The sequence below is a fragment of the Paraburkholderia domus genome, assembly GCF_905220705.1.
Lineage (GTDB): Bacteria > Pseudomonadota > Gammaproteobacteria > Burkholderiales > Burkholderiaceae > Paraburkholderia > Paraburkholderia domus.
Map to the genome: position 1 here is coordinate 1 of NZ_CAJNAT010000053.1, position 19,546 is coordinate 19,546.

Genomic DNA, 19,546 nt, shown 5'->3' on the forward strand with positions numbered 1-19,546 from the left:
CTTCCATCGTTGAATGTCTAGCCGGTCAACCGATCCGAACCGCCGTGTACGGACCCGTACGCACGGTGGTGTGGGAGGGGTCGGGCCGTGAGGCCTGCCCCTATCCCGATCCCTGAATTTCCTGCGTCCCCAGAAAAAACAAAGCCGGCTGGCCCCTTCACAGGGCCGTCGGCTTTGTTGCGTTTGCCGTCGAACTCAGAACTCGATCAGAACTTATACGAAACCGCCAGGAACGAAATGATCGGATCGGCAGAGAGCTCGGCCTTTGAGACGCCTAGTTCCGTTCCGTCTGCCGCCTTGATGATGACCGATGAGGTGGTCTTCAGCGGAATGTACGTGACCGATGCCACGAGACCCCAATGGTCGGTGATGTTGTACGCGAGACCCGCGTTGAACACCGGCTGCCAGGACGACGACGCCTTCGCCGACACCTGCGTTTGCCCGGGCTTGCCGGCCCCCGCAGCCAGCACCGCGCCGAGATTGTTTTGCGTCGACGTTACAAAGTTTTGACTCAGTTGAACGTCGGAGAACCAGTTATATGACACGCCGATTCCGACGAACGGCCTGAATTTCGCGGTCGGCGCATTGAAGTAGTACTGGAACAGCAGTGCCGGGCTCCACTGGCGCACGCTTTTTACGATCGGATTGGCCTGCGGATCGCCCAGATCCTGTTGACCGAGCGCGCCTGCCGGTCCCGGTGGCTTGATGGTGCCGTGCCCGTAGATCTTGAAGACCGGCGGGACGCCCGCCACCGTCGACACCGCGATGTGATCGGTGAGGTAGTGGCTGAATACGAGGCCGACGGTATTGGCCGTATTGGTCGATAACCCGGTGCCGCTAGACGTGAACGAACTCGGCAGACGCAGCGGCGTATTGATCGGTGTCGGCGCCACGTTGGTGGTCAGCGGCGTGCTCGAATCCTGCGGCATCACGTGGAACCAGCCGAGCACGGCGACGTTGTCGCCTGCGTGTTGGGCGTGCGCACTGGCTGACAGGCAGATCGCCAGTATCGCGAAAAAGATCTTTTTCATGTTGTTCCTCCCTGGGGCGCGCGTTGCGTTCATCGCGCGCGGCGAGCGACGGCGGCGTGGCTGCCCGGCCGATGCGCTGGATACTCGGTGGACGCCGGCTGCCGCGCCGTGATGCGCGCAGCAGCCGGGACGCGAACGCCTTGCCGCGTGTCGGCGGCGCGTGCTGCGTCCATTACTGGACGAAGGCGCCGATCGTGAAGTACGGCGAGGCCGCGTTGGTCAGATCGAGGTAGCCGAACACACCACCCGTGAAGATCATCTTTCCGGTCGGCGTGGTGCCCGTCGAGGCGCCCACTTGCGTGGTCGTCACGACACCCGGCACGGCCTGCGTGAAGTCCAGATTCAGCGCGGTCGCGAGCGAGGCCTGCGATGCATTGAACGGATCGAGCAGCGTGGCCTGCGTGCCTTCGAGCGCGGTGGTGCGATAGTCGAACTGGCTATCCACGCCGATGTACTCACCGTTCTGCGAGTTCACCGCGACCGAGGTTTGTGGCGACAGGATCGAGATGCCCGATTCGTCGTCCGCATACGGGCCGAGTTCGCCATTCACCGGCGTGGTCACCGACGAATTCGCCGCACCGGTCCGCACCAGGATCGGCACCAGTTGGTTACGCAGCTTGCCGACGATCATGTAGCCGCGCGCCTTGGGCGTCGTGGCGAGCGTCGGCTTGGCCTGGCCCAGGAACTTGTCGGTTTCGAAGGCGCCGCTGCCGTCACTCGACGATACGAAGTTCGTACCCGGCTGCTGGCACTTGCCGGCGTTGACTCCGGAGTTGTCGCACTCGGTCCACGTGCCGTCCGCGTTGATCGTGATCTTCGAATCGACCGAGACTGGCGCGAAGCTCTGCGACGGAACCTGGTGATAGCCCAGCTGGTTGTACGTGCCGGCAACGTTCGCGAGGTTCGTTTCAATCGACGAAAAACCAATGAACGGGTAGTACGGGAACTTGGTATCGGGCACCGCGCCTACGCCGAGAATCCCGGCGAAAGAGATTTCCGCGCCCGGAATCGTGCCGCCCGCCACGCCTTCGCCGACGAAAATCCGCGCCGGACGGTTCGGGTCGAGGCTCGCGCCGTTCAGGCGGAAGGCGCACTGGTTGAGCTTCTGCGTCGGCAGCAGAGTTTCCTGGGTGAGCGTGCCGCTTGCGCTCTGGCCGGCGCGCGTCGGCGCGACGGTGCCGGTGGTCGCCGGAATCGGCGATTCGATATAGCTGATCTGCCACGTCATCTTGGTCGTGTCCATCTGCAGCTTGACCAGTTCACCGTCACCGCCGCCGCCCGTGAACACCGTGTTGTAGTCGAGCGACGAGGGACACAGGCGAACTTCTGTCACCGGCCCATCGCCGTTGCCGCCGCCGCCACCGCATGCCCCCAGAAACGGTGCTGCAAGAGCGAGCACCGAAAGGAATCTCCATTTCATACCGCCTCCAGAATTTTCTCGTTGTGTGTGGCCGGCTCCCAGTCCTGCCACCTCTTGCTCTATTTATGTCTCGTACTGCGAACTGCCGATGCTTCGGTCCTTACTTGCTGATTTGCGCTCCGATGCCGAAGTAGGGGGCGCTGGAGGCGGTGCTGCTGAGTTGCGACGTCGGCGCCACGCCACCATTAACGGTGCCCTGAATCTCGATCGCGTACAGTCCGCCGGAGGCGATCGCGAAGCCGGCTTGCCCGTTCGCTTGCTGGACGCCGACCAGTCCGGGGCTTGGCAGACCGTAGCCCAGGCCGAAGCCGTCTTCCGCCGCGGAGGTCGACGGGTTGATGAAGGTACCTACGCCCCCCTGAATCAACGTCGCGGTGGATTTGAAGTTCGAATCCGCGCCGACATAGCCGCCGTCGAAGCCGCCGGATACGAGCGGCGTAGCTGCGGCGAGCATGGCGATGCCGGATTCGTCGTCGACCTTGGCATCGAGATGCAGCGGCGCCGTGCCGAGATTCACCAGGCCAGTGCGGACAACGAGCGGCACCGTTGCGCCGTTGATCTGACCGAGGATCATGTGCGCCGGAGCCACGGAACCGCTTGTCCCGGTAGGCAGTACCAGTTGAGTCCCGATCTGCGGGGTGTTTTGACTGTCGAAGTAGCCGCTGCTGTTGAGCGTCCAGGCAGTGCCGGTCGTCAGGCAGCCACTTGCACTCGGATGAAACGCGGCGTTGGCCGGATTCGAGCCGGTGCAATTGCCGCTCGCGTCGAAAGTTTCAACCGTATTCGTCGCGGTTGCCGCATAAGAACCCGACGGCACGAGATGGTAGAGCAGGCCGTTGTAGGTGCCAGGCAACTTGGTGATGTCCGTCGTCGTGGTGGCGAACCCGAGGAACGGATAGAAATCGAAATGCCGCGCGGGAACGGCGCCGATGTTCTCCAGGCCGGGCAACGGGGCAATCGTCAGCCCGTCGTACTCGACGTTCGCACCTGGAATCCCACCGCCGGCCACGCCTTGGCCGACGAGGATCATCGGCGGATTGGGATTGTTGGTGAAATCGGGCGTGGTGTAGGGTTGGCCGTCTCCCGACGCGGTACCTGTGCCTGCGCCGAGAATGAAGGCGCAGCGCGTCTGTTCGGCGGTCGGCAGTGCGCCGGTCGGCGGGTGGATCACCGCGCCGGTGATCTGCGTACCCGCGCGCGTCGGCGTGACCTGACCAGTGCGCAGCGGAATGGGTGACTCAAGCCACTTCAGCGTGTACGTCATCGCAGTTGCGTCGATGTTCACCTGAACGATTTCGCCACTACCCGCGCCACCGAAATACGTCGTTTTAACGATGTCCGCGGTAGCGGGACACAACGCGGCAGGACCTGCTCCCGAAGTCGGCGGACCTTGCACGCCGCAGCTCGAGCCGGAGCATTGCGGTGCATTGATCGCGCCGGGATCACTGGCCTTGCCGCCGCCGCAAGCGACGAGCAATGGAGCCGTGGCAATGGCCATCGCCAGGCCTCGAATAATGGCGTGCGACATACTGCTGTCTCCCTTCCTGTAATTGTGCGAACTAATTTCGCTGCGCGTTTAATGCCTGTCAATTGAATGAGCCGTCTAAAAAGACCGATTCAAACAGCGAAATTTTTGCAGGACGCGCACTGCGTGGAGCCCGGCGACCCTTTTAAACAAAAAAGGAATTTTGACATCGACAGCGACACCGTTGCTTCGTCGCACACCCTTACCAGGCAAGCGTTCCAGCAAAAAGGCTCTATCATCTTCGAACGACCGTTCGAGAAAAAATCCGGAGTTTCCCTATGCGGGAAACTATGCTGCGCGGGTCAATTTCAGGAATGAATTACCGGCAGTTGATGAGCAGTCCGATTTTTATTTTTTAAGTAATGCGGGCTACTACTGATTAATTGCGGAGGAGGGAATTTCGATAGCGGGAGTTTTTAAACAAAAAAGCCGGTCTTTGCAGACCGGCTTTTCGGCAGATTGACGGGGAATGGCCGTCTGTATCTCGGACTTGTTCAGCGTTTCAAGCCGGCTTCTTCGTCGGCGCCGATTGCGAGGTTCATGCACTGGATGGCTGCTCCCGATGCGCCCTTGCCCAGGTTATCGAGGCGCGCGACGGTCACGAAGCGCTCTTCGTTGCCGAACACGAACAGGTCGACACGGTTGGTGTCGTTGTTCGCCTGTACGTCGAAGAAGCCGCCGTCGAGGTTCGCTTCAGCATCGAACGGTGCGGTGTGCACGAAAGCTTCGCCCGCGTAGTACTCGGCGAACAGCGCCTGCACGTCTTGCGGCGTGGTCTTCTTGGCCAGCTGATTCGGCGAGAAGAACGTGGTGACCGCGAGACCCTTATAGAAGTCGCCGACGATCGGCGTGAATACCGGCGCTGACTTCAGGCCCGTATGCGCCGCCATTTCCGGCAGATGCTTGTGCGTGAGGCCGAGCGCGTACGGGCGCGGGCTCTTGAGCTTGTCATTGCCGCCGGCTTCGTAGTCGGCAATCATCTTCTTGCCGCCGCCGCTGTATCCGGTGATCGAGTAGGCGTGTGCGGCGAACTCCGGCGCCACCACGCCCGCTTCGACGAGCGGGCGCATGGCCAGCACGAAGGCCGAGGCATGGCAGCCCGGGACGGCGATGCGTTTCGCGGTGCGCAGACGCTCGCGTTGCGAGCGTGTCAGTTCGGGGAGGCCGTAGGCCCAGTCCGCCGAGGTGCGGAAGGCGGTGCTGGCATCGATCAGCACAGTGCGGTCGTTCTCGACCAGTGAGGCCGACTCGCGCGAGGCGACGTCCGGCAGGCACAGGAAGGTGACGTCCGATGCATTGATGAGACGACGGCGCTCTTCGAGGTCTTTGCGCTTCGCTTCTTCGATCCGCAGGATCTCCACGTCGGCGCGTTGCGACAGATATTCGAAAATCTTCAGGCCGGTCGTGCCTTCCTGTCCGTCGACAAAAACTTTCGTGCTCATCTTGATCTCACTGGCTTGCTGGAAACGGGGCGCGACACCGCGCCGGAACGCTATTTTAAGACCTGATAGCGGTGGGTGTGTAAAACGGGGTGAAAAAACGACGATGCGCGCCGAAAGTGACATCGGCGTGACGGGATACGCCACAGATGCACGCCGATGAAAGCGGATTCAAGGCAAATTGGCGGCGCTTGCCAGGGGCCGCTGCTCGTGCATTCTGGTGCGGGCGTCGCGCCCGCCTCGAGCGCGCGCGACACGGCGGAGGCTTCCTCGCGCTAGCCTTCGGACACTGGGTTATCGAACCCCGGCGTTCCACCGCGCCGTCACGGCGGCAATGCGCGCGCCGAACATCCGGGCGGTTTCCAGATCGCCCGCGGGAGGCGCTTCTTCCGGCGACGCATCCGCCGGGGACTGCGCCAGCAAGCCGGTAAAGCCGCCCACGTAGTTCAGGTCATTGCGGGTCGCCGCCTTGGTGTTCGACGGCATCATGCCGGTGCCCGCCCAGATCATGCTGTGTTGCATCGCCAGCGTGACGAAGTACTGGATCGTCGAGAACTTGTCGCCGTTCATGGTCGCCGAGTTGGTGAAGCCCGCCGCGATTTTGTCCTTCCACGTTTGGCCGAACCACGGCTTCGAACTTGCATCGGCGAATTTCTTGAAGTCGGCGGACGGCCCGCCCATGTAGGTCGGCGCGCCGAAGATGATGGCGTCCGCGGCCGCCAGTTCTGCCCAGGCCGCGTCGTCGATCTCACCGACCGGCATGAGTTTCGCGTCCGCACCGGCCTCGAGCGTGCCGGCCAGCACGGCCTCGGCGACTTTCTTCGTGTGGCCGTAGCCACTGTGATAAACGATGACGATCTTCGACATGGCACTCTCCGGCAAGATGAAAAAGCAGGGGTAAGCAGGGAAACGGTGCGCGCATGCAGCGGTGTGACATCGACAAGCATCGCCTATGCCGCTCTGTTGCACATTAGCGTGCGCGGATGACAGAAATTCCGCGTCGGCGGCAATGCGATGCAAGGGGGGCGCATTGGTACGTCGATCCGGCGCGGTGCCAGCCGGGTTTCGGCTCGTAGCCGATGCAACTCAAGTCAGATTTTGACGGGCGCCGCTACCGTCCGTAGTTGACCACCATCCGCGCACTGCCGAGCGTGGCGGTGCCGATCTCGTGATCGAACATGAGCGCCGGGCGCCCCTGCGCGAGGCGCAGGTCGGTGGCGCTCAGTGCATAAACGGTGATGACGTAGCGATGAGGTTTGCCGGGCGGCGGGCAGGGGCCGCCGTAGCCGTCGATATCGAAGTCGTTGCGGGCTTCGACCGCGCCGAGTTTCTTCAGGAAGCCAGATGAGCTGGCGTTTTCCGGCAAACTGTCGACGGTGGCCGGAATGGACGCAACGGCCCAGTGCCACCAGCCGCGGCCGGGCGCATCCGGATCGAACACCGTCACCGCGAAGCTGCGCGTGCCGGCTGGTGCGTCGTGCCACGTCAATTGCGGCGAGCGATTGCCGCCTTTGCAGTCGTCCTGATTGAAAACCTGAGCCGCATCCACAGTACCGCCCGCATGGAAGCTGGCGCTGGTCAGCGTGAACGTACCTTCGGCGCGTGCGCCAGGGCTATGCGCCACCAATAGCGCGAGACCCAGCATCGCGCAGGTGAGGGACGGCATACGGCGGAACAGCGAAGCAAGCGAAACAACCAGGCAACGCGAGCGCATGTGCCGGTTCTCCTGTCAGGGCGCGAGGCGGTAGTCCTCGCGAGGATTATTGTCCCTATTTTGTGCCCCAGGGTCGAATCAAGTCTAACATTAGCTTTGCTACGATCATTGTTGCTGGTAGCAGGCTTGGCGGACGCGAAATCGGCTATAGTCGGAGGAATTGTCCGCGCGAATACAGACCGCGTACCCGATCAGTTCAAGTACGAAGAATAGAAAGGCATGTCAGAAGTTTTGGAGAGAGGTTTATCTGTCGAGGGGAGGGCAATGCAAGATCCAGTCAGGGTCGTGGTCGCTGATGACCATCCGGTGATTCTGTTCGGCGCCGAACAAGCTTTGCTCAAGTTTCCAGGTCTGCAGGTGGTCGCGCGCGCGCGACAGTCAACCGAACTGGTCAAGGTGTTGCAGACCGTTGCGTGCGATGTGCTTGTCACGGATCTGGCAATGCCGGGCGGCCAATATGGCGACGGTTTGCCGCTAATCGGTTATCTGCGTCGCAATTTTCCCGACCTACCCATCGTCGTGCTGACGATGCTGGAGAACGCGGCATTGCTTAAGCGCCTGAGCGAACTCGGCGTAACCTCGGTCGTCAACAAATCGGATGATCTGAGCCACATCGGGCTCGCGGTGCAGCACGTCAGCCGCAACCTGGAATACATGAGCCCGTCCGTCAAGGCATCGCTCGATACGCTGCGCATGAATGCCGGCGGCAAGAACGAAGAAGTGATGCTGTCGCGGCGCGAACTCGAGGTGGTGCGCCTGTTCGTCTCGGGCATGACCATCAAGGAGATCTCCGAGCAGCTCAATCGCAGCATCAAGACGATCAGCACGCAGAAGAACACGGCGATGCGAAAGCTCGGCATCGATCGCGATTCCGAGTTGTTCCAGTACGCGCAGAGCAACGGCTTGCTGAATCTGTCGTCGCATTCGGTCGGCGATACCGGTGGAGCATCCTAGCCGCTGCCGTTCTTGCGTCCGGCTGGACACGCTCAATGAAAAAGGCCGCCTGTCTTATCGACAGGCGGCCTTTCTTATTCCATCCGCATTGAGCGGCTGCGCTTACTGCGGCGTCGCGTTGGCGCCGCCATGTGCCGCAGACCATTCAGCCGGCGCGTGCAGGAATTTTTCCACTTCGTCGAGCGTCTTGGTGTCGAAGTAATTGTTTACCTTGGCGACGCGCAGCACGTCCCACCACGTGGCCAGCGCGTGCAGATCGACGTTGATGTCTTTCAGCACTGACACGCTTTCCTTGAAGATGTTGTAGTGGAACAGCACGAAGCAGTGGTTCACCGTCGCGCCGGCGGTGCGCAGCGCGTTGATGAAGTTGATCTTGCTACGGCTATCGGTGGTCAGGTCTTCGACCAGCAGCACGCGCTGACCTTCGGTCAGCAGACCTTCGATCTGAGCGTTACGGCCGAAACCCTTCGGCTTCTTGCGCACGTATTGCATCGGCACCATCAGGCGGTCGGAGAGCCATGCTGCGAAAGGAATACCGGCGGTTTCGCCACCGGCTACCGCGTCGATCTGCTCATAGCCGACGTCGCGCAGGATGGTGGCTTCGGCCATTTCCATCAGGCCGCGGCGCACGCGCGGATATGAGATCAGCTTGCGGCAGTCGATGTAAACCGGGCTCGCCCAGCCGGACGTGAAAATGTACGGTTTCTCCGCGTTGAAGTGCACTGCTTGTACTTCCAGCAGCATCTTGGCGGTGGTGTCGGAGATCGTCTGGCGATCGAAGCCTGTCATGGGCGGATCCTTGGGTGTGAGCGGGGAGAAGCGGGCGCGGAGCCCGGTGGCGCAGCAAGCGGGGTATGCCGCGCCATGATGGGCGGAATACGCAGCCGGTCAGTGGAGTGCAGGCCGGTTTTTGCTACGCGCGTAGGCCGACATTTTACCCGAAATAGGCCCACCCGAGGAGGCTGTCGTGCGTGCCAGTACGGAATGACGGCCATAACGGCCGCGCTGAACGGGGCCTACGAGGTTCGTCCCGGGATCTATGGCTGCTGCTTCTCCGGCTGATTTTTGACCTGCTTTATGGCTTGCTTGTGAGCGGCTTGGGGCACCTTTACACTCACGCAAATTTCCTCGGTGGCCTTGCATGTCCGCCGCCTTCATGTCCTACGGAATGCTTTCAATGCCTGCCGCTTCTTCTGCCATCGAGACCCGTGAACCTACCAGGAGCGGCTATGCCGGCCGCGCGCTGATCGCCTCGGTGCTCGGTTACGCGATGGACGGCTTCGATCTGCTGATCCTCGGATTCATGCTGCCGGTGATTGCACTGGACCTGCATCTGAGCTCCGCGCAGGCCGGTTCGCTCGTCACGTGGACGCTGATTGGTGCGGTCGCGGGCGGTCTGATTTTCGGCGTGTTGAGCGACTATTTCGGCCGCGTGCGAATGCTGACGTGGACCATTTTGATCTTCGCTGTCTTCACCGGACTGTGCGCGCTGGCACAGGGTTATACCGACCTGCTGGTCTATCGGACCATTGCAGGCATTGGCCTGGGTGGCGAGTTCGGCATTGGCATGACGCTGGTGGCCGAGGCGTGGCCGGCGTCACAGCGGGCGCGCGTGTCGTCGTATGTCGGGCTGGGATGGCAACTCGGGGTGCTGGCGGCCGCACTGCTGACGCCGCTCCTGCTGCCGGTGATTGGCTGGCGGGGCATGTTCGCGCTTGGATTGCTGCCTGCCGTGGTGTCTTTTTTCGTGCGGCGCCGCGTTGAGGAGCCCGCCCTTTTCACCGAGCGTGTCGCACGTGGAATGCGTAAGCTGCCGCTCAAATTGCTGGTGGCCGATGGACGCACCACGCGCGCCAGCATCGGCATCGCGATTCTCTGTTCCGTACAGAACTTCGGCTATTACGGTCTGATGATCTGGCTTCCGAGCTATTTGTCGAAGACTTTCGGCTATTCGCTGACCAAGTCCGGCGTGTGGACCGCAGCGACGGTTCTCGGCATGGCGTGCGGCATCTGGCTGTTCGGCATGGCCGCCGATCGTTTCGGCCGCAAGCCGACGTTCCTGTTCTACCAGTTGGGCGCGGTAGTGATGGTATTCGTCTACGCCCATTTAACGACGCCGATGGCGTTGCTGATCGGCGGCGCGGCCATGGGCGTGTTCGTCAACGGGATGATCGGCGGCTATGGCGCGCTGATCTCCGAGCTTTATCCCACCGACGCACGCGCCACGGCGCAGAACGTACTGTTCAACGTCGGCCGGGCGGTCGGCGGGTTCGGGCCGGTGGTCGTAGGTGCATTGGCCGCACGCTATTCGTTCGGGGCCGCGCTCGCTTTGCTTGCGTCGATCTATCTGCTCGACATCTTCGCGACACTCTTGCTGATCCCCGAACGACGCGGCGCCGAGCTGGAATGACGCGCGTGTGACCTACGCGCGGCCGTCAGCAAAATGGCGACTGGATGCGGCGCTGCAGCATTGCCGGCCCTTGTTTCGCCGATGGCGAGCCGTGTTAACCACTCAGTCCATCGACTCATTCGGGGTGTACACTAACCGACCCGCGTAGCACTCCGCATCGTCTTGTCCTCCGCCGAGGTTCGACGCCGCGCCCAACCGGCGCATGCGAAAACCGCCGCAGTCGATTATCCATTCGATAGACGCGCAGCGCCGCCAACGGTGCGGTGTGCCGGGCCCAATTACTTACGTCTCGCAGGCTAAAAAATGGACGAACAACTTAAGCAAAGCGCTCTCGCCTACCACCAGTTTCCGAAGCCAGGCAAGATTTCGGTCACGCCCACCAAGCCGCTGTCGAACCAGCTCGACTTGTCGCTAGCGTACTCGCCGGGCGTCGCCGCAGCCTGTATGGCGATCTACGAAGACCCGCTCGATGCGCAGAAGTACACCTCGCGCGGCAACCTGGTCGGCGTGATCACGAACGGTACGGCCGTGCTTGGTCTCGGCAATATCGGCCCGCTCGCCGCGAAGCCGGTGATGGAAGGCAAGGGTTGCCTGTTCAAGAAATTCGCCGGCATCGACGTGTTCGACATCGAACTCTCCGAGTCCGATCCGGACAAGCTGGTTGAAGCGATCGCGATGCTCGAGCCCACGCTGGGCGGCATCAACCTTGAAGATATCAAAGCGCCTGAGTGCTTCTACATCGAAAAGAAGCTGCGCGAGCGCATGAAGATTCCGGTCTTCCACGACGATCAGCACGGTACCGCGATCATCGCTTCGGCGGCGATCCTGAACGGCCTGAAAGTGGTCGGCAAGAAGCTCGACGAAGTGAAGCTGGTGTGTTCGGGCGCGGGAGCCGCTGCCATTGCGTGTCTGGATCTGCTGGTGAACCTGGGCCTGTCGAAAAAGAACGTGCTTGTCACGGATTCGAAGGGCGTGATCTATGAAGGCCGCGGCAATCTCGATCCGTCGAAGGAACGTTACGCGGCGAACACCGAAGCACGTACGCTGGCTGACGCGATCCGCGGCGCCGACGTGTTCCTCGGCTGCTCGAGCGCCGGCGTGCTGAAGCCGGAAATGGTTGTCGAAATGGGCACGCAGCCGTTGATTCTGGCACTGGCGAATCCAGAACCGGAAATCCGCCCGGAAGAAGCAAAGAAGGTGCGCCCGGACTGCATCATCGCAACGGGCCGTTCGGACTACCCGAACCAGGTCAACAACGTGCTGTGCTTCCCGTTCATCTTCCGCGGCGCGCTGGATGTCGGCGCGACCACGATCACAGAAGAAATGAAGCTCGCGTGCGTGCGCGCGATCGCCGAACTGGCCGAAGAAACCGATCAGGGCGATGAAGTCGCCAAGGCGTATGAAGGTCACTCGCTCGAATTTGGCCCGGAATACCTGATTCCGAAGCCGTTCGATCCGCGCCTGATCATCAAGATCGCGCCAGCTGTCGCGCAAGCCGCGATGGACTCGGGCGTGGCCACCCGCCCGATCAAGGACATGGACGCGTACCGCGAAGAACTCGGCACGACTGTGTACCGCACCGGCATGGTGATGCGTCCGGTGTTCGCTGCGGCGAAGTCGGAGCCGGCGCGCATCGTGTTCGCCGAAGGTGAAGACGAGCGCGTGCTGCGCGCCGCGCAATTCGTGCTGCTGGAAAAGATCGCCAAGCCGATTCTGGTCGGCCGTCCGTCGGTGATCGAGATGCGTCTGAAGAAGATGGGCTCGAAGCTGAAGTGTGGTGAAGACTTCGAAGTTGTCGATCCGGAAGACGATCCGCGCTATCAGCAATGCTGGCAGGCATACCACGAACTCGGCGCGCGCGAAGGCGTGACACCGGATGTCGCGAAGGCCGCGATGCGCAAGTTCAACACGCTGATTGGCGCGATCCTCGTGCGCCTCGGCGAAGCGGACGGCATGATCTGCGGGATGATCGGCCAGTACCACACGCATCTGAATTTCATCGAGCAGGTGCTGGGCAAGGCGGATAACGTGCAGAACTTCGCTGCCATGAACCTGCTGATGCTGCCCGGCCGCAATCTGTTCATCTGCGATACGTACGTGAACGAAACGCCGACCGCCGAACAGCTCGCCGACATGACGATGCTGGCCTCGCGCGAAATCGAAAAGTTCGGTATCACGCCGAAGGTTGCGTTGCTGTCGAATTCGAATTTCGGCAGCGCGCCGTCTTCGTCGTCGCAACGTATGGCCGCGGCTCGCAAGTTGATCGCCGAGCGTGCGCCTTCGCTCGAAATCGACGGTGAGATGCATGGTGACGCGGCATTGTCGGAAACCGTCCGCAAGGCTGCGTTCCCGGGCACGACACTGACCGGTGAAGCGAACCTGCTGATCATGCCGAACGTGGAAGCGGCGAATATCACGTACAACCTGCTGAAGATGATCGGTGGCGAAGGCGTGACGGTGGGCCCGTTCCTGCTGGGCGCGGAAAAGCCGGTGCACATCCTGACGCCGGCCGCGACCGTGCGCCGGATCATCAATATGACGGCGGTGGCGTCGGCAAATGCACGCAAGCGGGTGAACGCGGAGTAAAGCGAATAGGTTGATGGTTGAAGCGGCGCCGCATTGCGGCATTCGCGGATAATCTCTGAGAACGCCATGGAAGTTGATTCCGTGGCGTTTTTTATTTTCGCGTTCTTATTCTAGTGGCCGTTGGCCTGAGAAATTCTTAGATCGGTAGGCGATCTTTAAGAATGCTCCTATTCGATTTGTTGTGACACTTTTGTAAAGTTACTTCTGAAGCGCAGCACATCGCGATGGCAACGGAACAGTCGGCTGGTCAATCCTTGCATCGCGTCGGGCGCTGCGCTTCCTCTCGTGTTGGGAAGTTCGTAGTAGCAGTAGTTCTGATGGTGAAGACAGTAGTACCAATGGGTTGTAGTACCGGTAGTAAGTGTGTGTTGTGGTAGTTGGTGGTTGAAGTAGCAGTTGGTGGTTGAAGTAGCAGTTGGTGGTTGAAGTAGCAGTTGGTGGTTGAAGTAGCAGTTGGTGGTTGAAGTAGCAGTTGGTGGTTGAAGTAGCAGTCGGTGGTTGAAGTAGCAGTTGGTGGTTGAAGTAGCAGTCGGTGGTTGAAGTAGCAGTCGGTGGTTGAAGTAGCAGTTGGTGGTTGAAGTAGTAGTTGGTGGTTGAAGTAGTAGTTGGTGGTTGAAGTAGCAGTTGGTGGTTGAAGTAGCAGTCGGCAGTTGAAGTAGTAGTTGATAGTTGAAGTAGCAGTCGGTAATAGAAGTAGTAGTTCGTAGTTGTAGTTGTTGTTTGGTAGTTGTTTGTTTTTGGTCGGTTGTTGTTGTGTTGTTGGAAGGAGCAGTACCGCTTGTTCTTGTACACACGCATCACGTGTCGAAACAGGCAAAAAAAAGGCGACTGTCCGCGAGGACAGCCGCCTTTTCCATTTCCGGCCAATGCTAGCCGATCAAGCCGGCAAGATCATGCGGCGTGCTGCGCCTTTCCCGTTTCGGGCGAGCGCCAGCGCGTCAGCAAGTCGTTCCACTTGACCCGCACACCCTTCAGATTATTTTCCTTCACGTGCCCGTAGCCGCGGATGCCGTCCGGCAGATTCGCCAATTCGACCGCCAGTTCACGCTTCTGCGCGGTCAGGCCGCCGATCAGTTCGCGCACCAGTGCCTCGTACTCCACGATCAGCGCACGCTCAGTGCGTCGCTCCTCCGTCTTGCCGAACACGTCGAGCGCGGTCCCGCGCAGGAACTTGAGTTTTGCGAGCACGTGCATGGCGCTGAACACCCAAGGTCCGTACTTCTTCTTCACCAGATGACCTTGTGCGTCTTTCTTCGAAAACGTCGGCGGCGCGAGGTGGATGTGCAGCTTCCAGTCGCCTTCAAAATTCGCCTTCAGTTTTTCGATGAACGCGGGGTCGCTGTAGAGTCGTGCAACTTCATACTCGTCCTTGTAGGCCATCAGCTTGTGCAGATTCCTTGCGACTGCTTCGGTCAACGGCAACTGGCCGTCGACTGAATCGAGCGCCGATTCCGCCACGCGCACTTGCGACACCAGCGCGCGATAACGGTCGGCGTATGCAGTGTTCTGCCATGCTGCAAGGTAGTCGGCGCGCTTGTCGATCAGCGCGTCGAGCGCCTTCGGCGTGTGCAGCGAGATGATCTTGCTGCTCGCCGTTTCCGCTGCGGCACCGCGTCCTTGTGACTGCGCGAGCTTGCGCACCGCAGCCAGATCATGCGCAGCGCGGCGGCCCCATTCGAATGCTGCGCGGTTCTTTTCGATCTGGACGTTGTTCAGCTCGATCGCGCGCATCAGCGATTGATAGGTCAGCGGTACCCAGCCTCGTTGCCATGCGTAGCCGAGCACGAACGGATTCGTGTAGATCGCATCGCCGAGCAGCGCGACGGCGAAGTGATTCGCGTCGACCATATCGACGCTGTCGTCACCCGCCCCGGCACGCACGTCCGCTTCGGTGCTGCTGCCGGGGAAGCGCCAGTTCGGATTCTTGATGAGTTCGGCGGTCGGCGTGTGCGCACTATTAAGCACGACGCGTGTGCGGCCCACCTGCATGCGCGAGACGCATTCGTCGCTGGCGGTGACGATCGCGTCGCAGCCGATCACGAGACTAGCTTCGCCCATTGCGATGCGGGTCGCGTGGATGTCACCCGGATTCTGGGCGATCTGCACGTGGCTCATCACGGCGCCGCCCTTTTGCGCGAGGCCGGTGACGTCGAGTACTGTGACGCCCTTGTTTTCCAGATGCGCGGCCATCCCGAGCAATGCGCCGATCGTCACGACGCCCGTGCCGCCGACGCCCGTCACCAGCACCCCATAAGGACGCGCGATCGACGGCAACTCAGGTTCCGGCAACGGCGGCATCGCGTCACCGACGATACCCGAAGCCGCCTTCGGCTTGCGCAACTGCCCCCCTTCGACGGATACGAAGCTCGGACAGAACCCGTTCACGCACGAGAAATCCTTGTTGCAAGTGGACTGATTGATCTGGCGCTTGGTGCCGTACTCGGTATCGAGCGGCTCGACGGACAGGCAATTCGACTTCACCGAGCAATCGCCACAACCTTCGCACACGGCTTCGTTGATCACGACACGGCGCGCCGGATCCGGATACGTACCGCGTTTCCTGCGGCGACGCTTCTCGGTCGCGCAGGTCTGGTCATAGATCAGGATGGTGGTGCCGGCAATCTCGCGAAGCTGACGCTGAACTTCGTCGAGCTTGTCGCGATGGTGAATGTCGATGCCGGGCGCGAGACCGACGTTCGCGGCGTATTTCTCAGGTTCGTCGGTGACGATCACGATCTTCGTCGCGCCTTCGGCGGCGAGTTGGTGCGTGATCTGCGGCACGGTCAGCACGCCGTCGACCGGCTGGCCGCCCGTCATCGCGACCGCGTCGTTATAGAGAATCTTGTAGGTGATGTTCGCCTTCGACGCGATTGCCGCGCGAATCGCAAGCAGGCCCGAGTGGAAGTAGGTGCCGTCGCCGAGGTTGGCGAACACGTGCTTGTCGTTGGTGAACGGCGCCTGGCCGATCCACGCAACGCCTTCGCCGCCCATCTGGCTGAAGGTGCTGGTGCTGCGGTCCATCCACACGGTCATATAGTGGCAGCCGATGCCGGCCATCGCGCGCGAACCTTCCGGCACGTTCGTCGACGTGTTGTGCGGGCAGCCCGAGCAGAACCACGGCTTGCGCTCGGCTTCGACGCGCGGACGCGCCAAGGCTTTTTCCTTCGCTTCGATTACCGCGATGCGTGTCGCAATGCGCGCACGCACGTCGGACGGCAGATCGAATTTGTCGAGCCGCGTGGCAATCGCCTTGGCGATGATCGCTGGCGAGAGTTCGTAGTGCGCCGGCAGTAGCCAGTTGCCCATGGGCACTGACCATTCGCCGCCCGCGCCGTCCTTTTCGTCGAATTTGCCGAATACGCGCGGACGCTGTGCATCGGGCCAGTTGTACAGTTCTTCCTTGATCGCGTATTCGAGAATCTGGCGCTTTTCTTCAACCACCAGAATTTCCTCGAGACCGCGTGCGAAGGCTTGCGCACCTTGCGCCTCGAGCGGCCATACACAGCCGACCTTGTACAGACGGATGCCGATGCGCGAGCAGGTTTCGTCGTCGAGACCGAGATCGGTCAGCGCCTGACGCACGTCGAGATACGCTTTGCCGCCAGTCATGATGCCGAAGCGCGCATGCGGCGAATCGATTTCAACGCGATCCAGTTTGTTCGCGCGAACGTAGGCGAGTGCCGCGTACCACTTGTAGTCGAGTAGACGCGCTTCCTGCACGAGCGGCGGATCCGGCCAGCGGATGTTCAGCCCGCCTTCCGGCATCGCGAAGTCGTCCGGCAGAATGATTTTCGTGCGGTGCGGATCGATATCGATCGAGGCCGACGATTCGACCACGTCTGTCACGCACTTCATCGCCACCCAGAGGCCGGAATAGCGGCTCATCGCCCAGCCGTGCAGACCGAAATCCAGATATTCCTGCACGTTCGATGGAAACAGCACCGGCAGACCACATGCCTTGAAGATGTGTTCCGACTGATGCGCGAGCGTCGAGGATTTGGCGGCGTGGTCGTCGCCGGCGAGCACCAGAACGCCGCCGTGTTGTGCCGAGCCGGCCGAATTGCCGTGCTTGAAGACGTCACTGGAACGGTCGACGCCCGGGCCCTTGCCGTACCACATCGAGAACACGCCATCGTACTTGGCGCTTGGGTACAGATTGACCTGCTGTGAACCCCACACGGCGGTTGCTGCGAGGTCTTCGTTGACACCGGGCTGGAACACGACGCGATGTGCGGCGAGATGCTGTTTCGCCTTCCACAAGGATTGGTCGAGTCCGCCGAGCGGCGATCCACGGTAACCGGAGATGAAACCGGCGGTGTTGAGCCCGGCGGCCTGGTCGCGTTCCTGCTGCAGCATCGGCAGACGCACTAGCGCCTGGATGCCGCTCATGTACGCGCGGCCGCGTTCGAGGGTGTATTTGTCGTCGAGCGTGACGGAAGATAGCGCGGCTTCGAGCGAGGCTCGCTGATCGGCGTCTAGCGGGGCATTCATTATGTGTACTCCTCCACCCAGTTTGGGATCACCAAAACTTTTTTGGGCCGCGGCATCTTGTGAATGCTTGGGGCCGGGGTCGCCATATTGACGGGTTTTAAGTGATGGTAGCACTGGTAAAAACCCGCCGCAGCACGGCAGAAATGCGGCATTGCAGCGTGACTTCGTTGAGATGCACGCGATGACTTCCAGCGTTGCGACGCCACTGTAACAAGCTGTAAAAACTACAAATCTGCGGAACCGCAGTTGAAATGTCTGTCTAATACCCCACCTGCGAGCAATGTCTGCCAACGCTCTGCATTCGGCGGAGCTTCAGGACAGCAGGGCAGTTAGAAAAGGAGTACGCATGAACACTAGAAACATCCAGACCTTCCTGATGGTTTCGGCCGCATTCTTCGCTATGAGCGCACCGGTGCGCTCGAACTCGAGCAGCGCAGGGACGCTGTCGAACGCAATCACCAGCACGGCGCAGGTCGCGCCTGCGCGCATTGCGGTGGAGCGCGTTGCACGATCCACGAAAGCCGGCGAGGAAGACCAGAATTCGTGATGCGACGCTGATGCGGCGCGTCGGTTGACAATCAGCCGTTGTCCGGGCTTCGGAGAACGGCATAAACGACGAAGGGCGAGGATCGCAAGATCCTCGCCCTTTTTTATATCTCCCAGATTCCGCTTGGACCGTTAGCCCTTAGTCGTTAGGTCTTGTCTTGAACCACGCCGCGGCGAATCTGATCCAGTTCGATCGATTCGAACAGCGCCTTGAAGTTGCCTTCGCCGAAACCCTGGTTGCCCTTGCGCTGGATGATCTCGAAGAAGATGGGTCCAATCTGGTTTTCGGTGAAGATCTGTAGCAGCAAGTCGTCGGGTGCGCCGTCGATCAGGATCTTGCGCTTACGCAATTCGTCGAGCGGCTCGCCGTGGTTCGGCACGCGGCGATCGACCAGTTCATAGTACGTATCGATCGTATCGAGCAGCGAGATGTTCGCCGCGCGCAACCCGTCCACCGTGCGGTAGATGTCGTTGCTGCCCAGCGCGATGTGCTGGATACCTTCGCCGTGGTACTGATCCAGATACTCCTGGATCTGACCGGCCACGTCCGAGCCTTCCTCATTGATCGGAATGCGGATCTTGCCGCACGGCGAGGTCATCGCCTTCGACTTCACGCCGGTCACCTTGCCCTCGATGTCGAAGTAGCGCACTTCCCGGAAATTGAACAGGCGCTCGTAAAACTCCGCCCATTCCTGCATGCGGCCGCGATGGACGTTATGCGTCAGGTGATCGATGTAGGTCAGGCCGTGGCCGACCGGGTTCGGATTCGCGCCAGGAATCGGCTCGAAGTCGACGTCGTAAATATCGATGTTGCCGATGGTGCCCGGCTCAGCGCCGTTCTTGCCGCGCCAGCGGTCGACGAAATAGATCAGTGAATCGCCGATACCCTTGATCGCCGGGATGTTCAGTTCCATCGGGCCGGTCTTGTTGTCGAAGCCCCAGGCGCCTTTTTCCAGGGCCTGCTGGTAAGCCTTCGCTGCGTCTTGTACACGGAACGCGATCGCGCAGATCGACGGGCCATGCAGGCGCGTGAAACGTTGCGCGAACGAATGCTGTTCCCCGTTGACGATGAAGTTGATTTCACCCTGGCGATACAGCGTCACGTCTTTGTGCCGGTGCCGGGCGACCGCGGTGAAGCCCATCTGCTCGAAGAGCTTGCCGAGCGCCTTTGGATCCGGTGCGGTGTATTCGATGAATTCGAAGCCGTCGGTGCCGACCGGGTTTTCCCAAGTTGAAACCTGCATTGTCTGTCTCCGTTGTCGACCGGAATTAGCGCTTTAGCGCTTGGTCCGGTCCCATGCAAAGCAAAACGCCGCCGCGAAGTTGCAAGGTGGCGTGACTCAATGACGCAAGTGTAAAGGCCGGTTGACGGTGAAAACTTGCGAACTTAATCGCGTACCGATACGCTTGCACTATTTTCTAGCTCAATT

At 60.8% G+C, this 19,546-nt stretch carries 13 protein-coding genes; 4 read left to right on the forward strand and 9 right to left on the reverse strand.

Going from position 1 to position 19,546, the window contains the following annotated elements; all coding sequences use genetic code 11:
• Positions 1-206: 206 nt before the first annotated feature.
• The 6 genes from KHO31_RS37860 to KHO31_RS37885 form a co-directional block, all read right to left on the reverse strand.
• The gene (locus tag KHO31_RS37860; RefSeq protein WP_201084230.1) at positions 207-1,031 is read right to left on the reverse strand and encodes an OmpW/AlkL family protein; all 825 of its coding nucleotides are present in this window, start codon (positions 1,029-1,031) and stop codon (positions 207-209) included.
• A gap of 172 nt (positions 1,032-1,203) precedes the next feature.
• Positions 1,204-2,451 (reverse strand): DUF2957 domain-containing protein, encoded by a 1,248-nt coding sequence (locus tag KHO31_RS37865; RefSeq protein WP_201084231.1) that lies wholly within the window; start codon positions 2,449-2,451, stop codon positions 1,204-1,206.
• Positions 2,452-2,551: 100 nt separating this feature from the next.
• The gene (locus tag KHO31_RS37870) at positions 2,552-3,979 is read right to left on the reverse strand and encodes a DUF2957 domain-containing protein (protein WP_201084232.1); all 1,428 of its coding nucleotides are present in this window, start codon (positions 3,977-3,979) and stop codon (positions 2,552-2,554) included.
• Between the two features lie 491 nt (positions 3,980-4,470).
• Entirely contained in the window at positions 4,471-5,418 is a 948-nt protein-coding gene (argC, locus tag KHO31_RS37875; protein WP_211625943.1) for an N-acetyl-gamma-glutamyl-phosphate reductase, read from the reverse strand.
• Between the two features lie 291 nt (positions 5,419-5,709).
• Positions 5,710-6,282, reverse strand: coding sequence for a flavodoxin family protein (locus KHO31_RS37880; protein ID WP_201084234.1), 573 nt, complete (start codon positions 6,280-6,282; stop codon positions 5,710-5,712).
• 244 nt (positions 6,283-6,526) lie between these two features.
• A complete protein-coding gene (locus KHO31_RS37885) occupies positions 6,527-7,129 on the reverse strand; it encodes a YbhB/YbcL family Raf kinase inhibitor-like protein (RefSeq protein WP_201084235.1) in 603 nt (200 codons plus the stop codon).
• A 264-nt stretch (positions 7,130-7,393) separates the two neighbouring features.
• On the opposite strand from KHO31_RS37885, the gene KHO31_RS37890 reads away from it, so the two are divergent.
• Entirely contained in the window at positions 7,394-8,083 is a 690-nt protein-coding gene (locus KHO31_RS37890) for a response regulator (RefSeq protein ID WP_201084236.1), read from the forward strand.
• A 102-nt stretch (positions 8,084-8,185) separates the two neighbouring features.
• Here the strand turns inward: KHO31_RS37890 and KHO31_RS37895 are convergent, their stop codons facing one another.
• A complete protein-coding gene (locus tag KHO31_RS37895) occupies positions 8,186-8,872 on the reverse strand; it encodes an orotate phosphoribosyltransferase (RefSeq protein WP_201084237.1) in 687 nt (228 codons plus the stop codon).
• Positions 8,873-9,260: 388 nt separating this feature from the next.
• Between KHO31_RS37895 and KHO31_RS37900 the strand changes: the two genes are divergently transcribed.
• Entirely contained in the window at positions 9,261-10,493 is a 1,233-nt protein-coding gene (locus tag KHO31_RS37900; protein ID WP_201084238.1) for an MFS transporter, read from the forward strand.
• A 303-nt stretch (positions 10,494-10,796) separates the two neighbouring features.
• Positions 10,797-13,079, forward strand: a complete 2,283-nt coding sequence (locus tag KHO31_RS37905) for an NADP-dependent malic enzyme (RefSeq protein ID WP_201084239.1) — start codon at positions 10,797-10,799, stop codon at positions 13,077-13,079.
• A gap of 891 nt (positions 13,080-13,970) precedes the next feature.
• Here KHO31_RS37905 and KHO31_RS37910 read toward each other — a convergent pair.
• Entirely contained in the window at positions 13,971-17,570 is a 3,600-nt protein-coding gene (locus tag KHO31_RS37910) for an indolepyruvate ferredoxin oxidoreductase family protein (RefSeq protein WP_201084240.1), read from the reverse strand.
• Between the two features lie 346 nt (positions 17,571-17,916).
• Here KHO31_RS37910 and KHO31_RS37915 point away from each other — a divergent pair, with 346 nt between their 5' ends.
• Positions 17,917-18,117, forward strand: coding sequence for a hypothetical protein (locus KHO31_RS37915; protein WP_201084241.1), 201 nt, complete (start codon positions 17,917-17,919; stop codon positions 18,115-18,117).
• 145 nt (positions 18,118-18,262) lie between these two features.
• Here the strand turns inward: KHO31_RS37915 and hppD are convergent, their stop codons facing one another.
• Positions 18,263-19,360 carry a 4-hydroxyphenylpyruvate dioxygenase gene (gene hppD / locus KHO31_RS37920; RefSeq protein WP_201084242.1) on the reverse strand — a complete coding sequence of 366 codons (1,098 nt, stop codon included), beginning with the start codon at positions 19,358-19,360 and terminating at the stop codon, positions 18,263-18,265.
• Positions 19,361-19,546 lie beyond the last annotated feature (186 nt).

Bases quoted from the DNA above. Each gene is read 5' to 3' on its own strand.
- KHO31_RS37860 (WP_201084230.1), bottom strand. From the start codon at position 1,031: ATGAAAAAGATCTTTTTCGCGATACTGGCGATCTGCCTGTCAGCCAGT.
- KHO31_RS37865 (WP_201084231.1), bottom strand. From the start codon at position 2,451: ATGAAATGGAGATTCCTTTCGGTGCTCGCTCTTGCAGCACCGTTTCTG.
- KHO31_RS37870 (WP_201084232.1), bottom strand. From the start codon at position 3,979: ATGTCGCACGCCATTATTCGAGGCCTGGCGATGGCCATTGCCACGGCT.
- argC (WP_211625943.1), bottom strand. From the start codon at position 5,418: ATGAGCACGAAAGTTTTTGTCGACGGACAGGAAGGCACGACCGGCCTG.
- KHO31_RS37880 (WP_201084234.1), bottom strand. From the start codon at position 6,282: ATGTCGAAGATCGTCATCGTTTATCACAGTGGCTACGGCCACACGAAG.
- KHO31_RS37885 (WP_201084235.1), bottom strand. From the start codon at position 7,129: ATGCGCTCGCGTTGCCTGGTTGTTTCGCTTGCTTCGCTGTTCCGCCGT.
- KHO31_RS37890 (WP_201084236.1), top strand. From the start codon at position 7,394: ATGCAAGATCCAGTCAGGGTCGTGGTCGCTGATGACCATCCGGTGATT.
- KHO31_RS37895 (WP_201084237.1), bottom strand. From the start codon at position 8,872: ATGACAGGCTTCGATCGCCAGACGATCTCCGACACCACCGCCAAGATG.
- KHO31_RS37900 (WP_201084238.1), top strand. From the start codon at position 9,261: ATGCCTGCCGCTTCTTCTGCCATCGAGACCCGTGAACCTACCAGGAGC.
- KHO31_RS37905 (WP_201084239.1), top strand. From the start codon at position 10,797: ATGGACGAACAACTTAAGCAAAGCGCTCTCGCCTACCACCAGTTTCCG.
- KHO31_RS37910 (WP_201084240.1), bottom strand. From the start codon at position 17,570: ATGAATGCCCCGCTAGACGCCGATCAGCGAGCCTCGCTCGAAGCCGCG.
- KHO31_RS37915 (WP_201084241.1), top strand. From the start codon at position 17,917: ATGAACACTAGAAACATCCAGACCTTCCTGATGGTTTCGGCCGCATTC.
- hppD (WP_201084242.1), bottom strand. From the start codon at position 19,360: ATGCAGGTTTCAACTTGGGAAAACCCGGTCGGCACCGACGGCTTCGAA.